Source organism: Nitratidesulfovibrio oxamicus, from assembly GCF_015731765.1.
GTDB lineage: Bacteria > Desulfobacterota > Desulfovibrionia > Desulfovibrionales > Desulfovibrionaceae > Cupidesulfovibrio > Cupidesulfovibrio oxamicus.
Map to the genome: position 1 here is coordinate 1 of NZ_VRYY01000275.1, position 3,449 is coordinate 3,449.

At 69.6% G+C, this 3,449-nt stretch carries 5 protein-coding genes; 1 reads left to right on the forward strand and 4 read right to left on the reverse strand.

Translation table 11 applies throughout. From position 1 onward, the window contains the following. Nucleotides 1-251: 251 nt before the first annotated feature. From yfcE to FVW20_RS10150, 4 genes are all read right to left on the reverse strand, one after another. On the reverse strand, nucleotides 252-800 hold the full coding sequence (gene yfcE / locus FVW20_RS10135) for a phosphodiesterase (protein WP_196609343.1): 549 nt from the start codon (nucleotides 798-800) through the stop codon (nucleotides 252-254). Nucleotides 801-952: 152 nt separating this feature from the next. Beyond that, complete coding sequence (locus tag FVW20_RS10140) at nucleotides 953-1,489, reverse strand: Hsp20/alpha crystallin family protein (RefSeq protein ID WP_196609345.1); 537 nt, start codon at nucleotides 1,487-1,489, stop codon at nucleotides 953-955. Nucleotides 1,490-1,498: 9 nt separating this feature from the next. Next, nucleotides 1,499-1,912 carry an Hsp20/alpha crystallin family protein gene (locus tag FVW20_RS10145; protein WP_196609347.1) on the reverse strand — a complete coding sequence of 138 codons (414 nt, stop codon included), beginning with the start codon at nucleotides 1,910-1,912 and terminating at the stop codon, nucleotides 1,499-1,501. Nucleotides 1,913-2,132: 220 nt separating this feature from the next. Then, nucleotides 2,133-2,333, reverse strand: coding sequence for a Trm112 family protein (locus tag FVW20_RS10150; RefSeq protein ID WP_007526635.1), 201 nt, complete (start codon nucleotides 2,331-2,333; stop codon nucleotides 2,133-2,135). Between the two features lie 307 nt (nucleotides 2,334-2,640). Here FVW20_RS10150 and FVW20_RS10155 point away from each other — a divergent pair. Next, nucleotides 2,641-3,449, forward strand: an 809-nt coding sequence (locus tag FVW20_RS10155) for a PHP domain-containing protein (RefSeq protein WP_196609349.1), incomplete at its 3' end; no start/stop codon positions are given.

A 3,449-nucleotide genomic window follows, 5' to 3' on the forward strand; every position in this document is an offset into this window, starting at 1 on the left:
GCCAGCCACAGCCGCCCCGGCACGGTGCGCCCGCCCACGGTCAGCGGCGCACGCAGACGCGCGGCAAGGGCCGCAGGGCCTGACGAGACCGACGGGGCAATGCCTGTCTGCGTGTCAGACGGAACTGGCGTGACTGCCGTTACTGGGAAGGCTGGATCGGTCATGGCGTCGTGTGGGGACAGGTTCGGGGGGGACTTCTTCGGCATGGCGGGCTGTACTGGTGACTGCACGGGGAATGGCACGGGCGCGGGCTACGCGCCGGGGGTGTGGCGCAGCACTTCGTTGCCGTCCAGGTCGCGGATGGACAGGGTGCCCGCGTCGTACAGGCCGTACGCGGCCACGTACCCGTCCTTGGGCAGGGTGGTGGAACCCACGTTCCAGATGTGCAGGCCGTCCACGGTTTCGGCACGGGGGATGTGGGTGTGCCCGCACAGGAACACGTCGCCGGGGGCCAAATCCGGAAAGCGGTCGGGCAGCTGGTGGTGGTGTCCATGGTTGGCCCAGATGCGCAGCCCGTCGGCAAAAATCCACGCCGCTTCCGGCAGGGGAAAGCGCAGGACCATGGTGTCCACTTCCGCATCGCAGTTGCCGCGCACGGCGATGATGCGCGGGGCCCAGTCGTTCAGCAGGGCCGCCACTTCGCGCGGGGCGTAGCCTTCCGGCACCGGGTTGCGCGGGCCGTGGTACAGCAGGTCGCCCAGCAGCACCAGGGCGTCGGGGTGGTGGGTGCGGGCCAGTTCCAGCACCAGTTCGGTGCGCGGCAGCGAGCCGTGCAGGTCGGAGGCGATGAGCAGTTTCATGGTCGGGTGGTTCCTGATGGTATGGCTGGCGCGGCACAGCGCGCCGGGAAGGAAACGGGCCGCCGCCAGCGGCGGTGGCCCGGAACGTGGACTCGAAAAGGAACGTCTGCGGAAAATCGGTTCTGGATGCGGCCCGCAAGATGACGCGGCGACTACAAGTGCTCGACGGTTATCCTGCGCGGCGCGGCGGCCTCGCGCTTGGGCATGCGGATGGTCAGCACGCCGTTGGCCAGGTGGGCCGAAATGCTCGCGGCGTCCACCATGTCCGAAAGGGTGAACACGGCGTGGTATTCCACGTCGCCGAACTCCATGGCGTGCACGCGGGGGCCGCCCGCCGGGACGCAGCCGCAGGGGGCGGGGCCATCTGCGGCGCCGTCGAGCTCCCCATTCCGGCCTTCATCCTTTCCCATGGCGCGGCAATCGCCGAAGCGGGTCACGCCGCGCACGGTCAGTTCGTCGCCTTCCACGTCCAGCACCAGATCGTCGTGCGCCACGCCGGGCATGTCCAGGAACAGGTGAAAGCCATCCTCGCGCTCCACCAGGTCGGCCTGGGGACGCATGCGCGGCGGCTGCGGAGACGGGGCGAACCGGCCCTGCCGGGCGCGGCTCTCCGCGCCGCCCTGCTCGGTCTGCCGGACGGGACGCGACGCGGGATGCGGAAAACGGGGGCGGCGGTCTGGGGGCGTCATGGCAGCCTCCTACCTGACTTCGATGTGCACGGTACGCGGCTTCACCGCCTGCGCCTTGGGCAGCACGATTTCCAGCACGCCGTCCTTCATGGTGGCCGTGGCGCGGTCGCGGTCGATGGGCACGTTCAGGGTCACCACCCGCTGGAAGGGGCCGGTGGGCCGTTCCTGCCGGTAGTACCGGCCACGCACCACGGGCAGTTCGCCCTTGAGCACCAGCGTCTTGTCGGTAAGGCTGATGTCCAGCCCGTCCAGGTCCGCGCCGGGCACCAGCGCGCGCACGCGGATGGCCGCGTCGTCCTCGCCGATGTTCAGCGGCGGAAACTGCGCCCTGCCGCGCGTGGCCGCAAGGTTGCGGCCCGCATCGCCTGCCAGGCGGTCGAGCAGGTTGGGAAATTCGTAGAACGCGCTGAAGTCGATGACCATGCGCACCTCTTCGGATGGGCGGATTGCGGACGGCGTGGCGCTCCGGCGAACCTTCGAACCGACGGACAGGGGCACCGCCGTGCGAGAAGCCCGCACAGGCATAGCTAACATCCCCGGCTGCGCTGTCAACGTGTGCGTGGGCAGCCTGGAAAGCAGGGCGCATGGCGCGTCATGATGGGGCAGGCCGGAGCGGCCCGTTACGCATGCACCCCGCCGGGAGCTACTTCACCGAACGCTGTCCCTGTTCCCACAACTCGGCGGGCACGGCCTCTTCCACCAGCATCACGGGAATTTCATCGCGCACGGGGTAGACCACCTTGCACTGGGCGCACTTCAGGCCGCGCTCGTTGTCCACGGGTTCCACGGGCTGGCGGCACTTGGGGCAGGCGAGGATTTCCAGCAGTTCCTTGTTCAGCGACACGGCGCACTCCTTGGTTGCATTGTGCGCGCACCATAGCCCGAAGCCGCCGCTGGCTCAAGCGGCGCGACTGGTCCGCATGCGCCCCGCCCCGCTCGCCCGGCGGCTTCGCTTCCGCCACACCGTCCGGGATGCCGGACGCCTTTGTTGACACCCGCAGGGGCGGCACGTAGCATCACCCCGTACCCCGCCGCGCCGCGCATGGTCCGCCATGCCGGTTGACCATGCCGACCGACCTTGCCGCCCCCCATGCACGGGCACCCGGCCTCCTGTTCTCACGGTCGCGGGGCATCAGGCACCCGGAGCAGACATGTCCATCCGTTTCATAGACCTGCATTCCCACTCCACCGCATCCGACGGCAGCGACACCCCGACGGAACTGGTGCGCAAGGCCGCCGCCGCAAAGCTGGCCGCCATCGCCCTTACCGACCACGACACCACGTCCGGCCTGGACGAGGCCGTGCGCGAAGGCCGCCAGCACGGCATCGAGGTCATCAGGGGGTGCGAACTGGGCGTGCGCTGCGAACACGGAGAACTGCACATCCTTGGCCTGTGGCTGCCCGAAAACGGCGACGCCACCCCGCTGGACGCCACCCTGACCGACCTGCGCCGCCACCGCGCCACCCGCAACCACCGCATCGCCGCGCAATTGCGCGAGTGCGGCGTGGACATCGAATATGCCGAGGTTGAAGCCATCTCCGGCGGCGAATCGGTAAGCCGCCTGCACTTCGCGCGCATCCTGCACGAAAAGGGCTACGTGCCCTCGCCGCAAGAGGCCTTTGCCCGCTACATCGGTCCCGGAGGCCGGGCCTACGTGGCCAAGGAAACCCTGTCCCCGACCGGTGGCGTGGCCCTGCTGCGTTCCGTGGGGGCCACCGTGGCCCTGGCCCACCCCATGCTGTTCCGCTACCCCGGCAACGGCTTTGCCGAATGGCTGGACGACACCGTGGCCGACCTCAAGTCCCATGGCCTGGATGCCATAGAGGCCTACCACAGCGAACATTCCCAGGCCGACACCCGCCGCTGCGTGGACCTGGCCGCCCGGCACGGGCTGGCCCTGACGGGCGGCTCGGACTACCACGGCGCGGGCAAGCCCGGCATCGCGCTGGGTCGGGGACG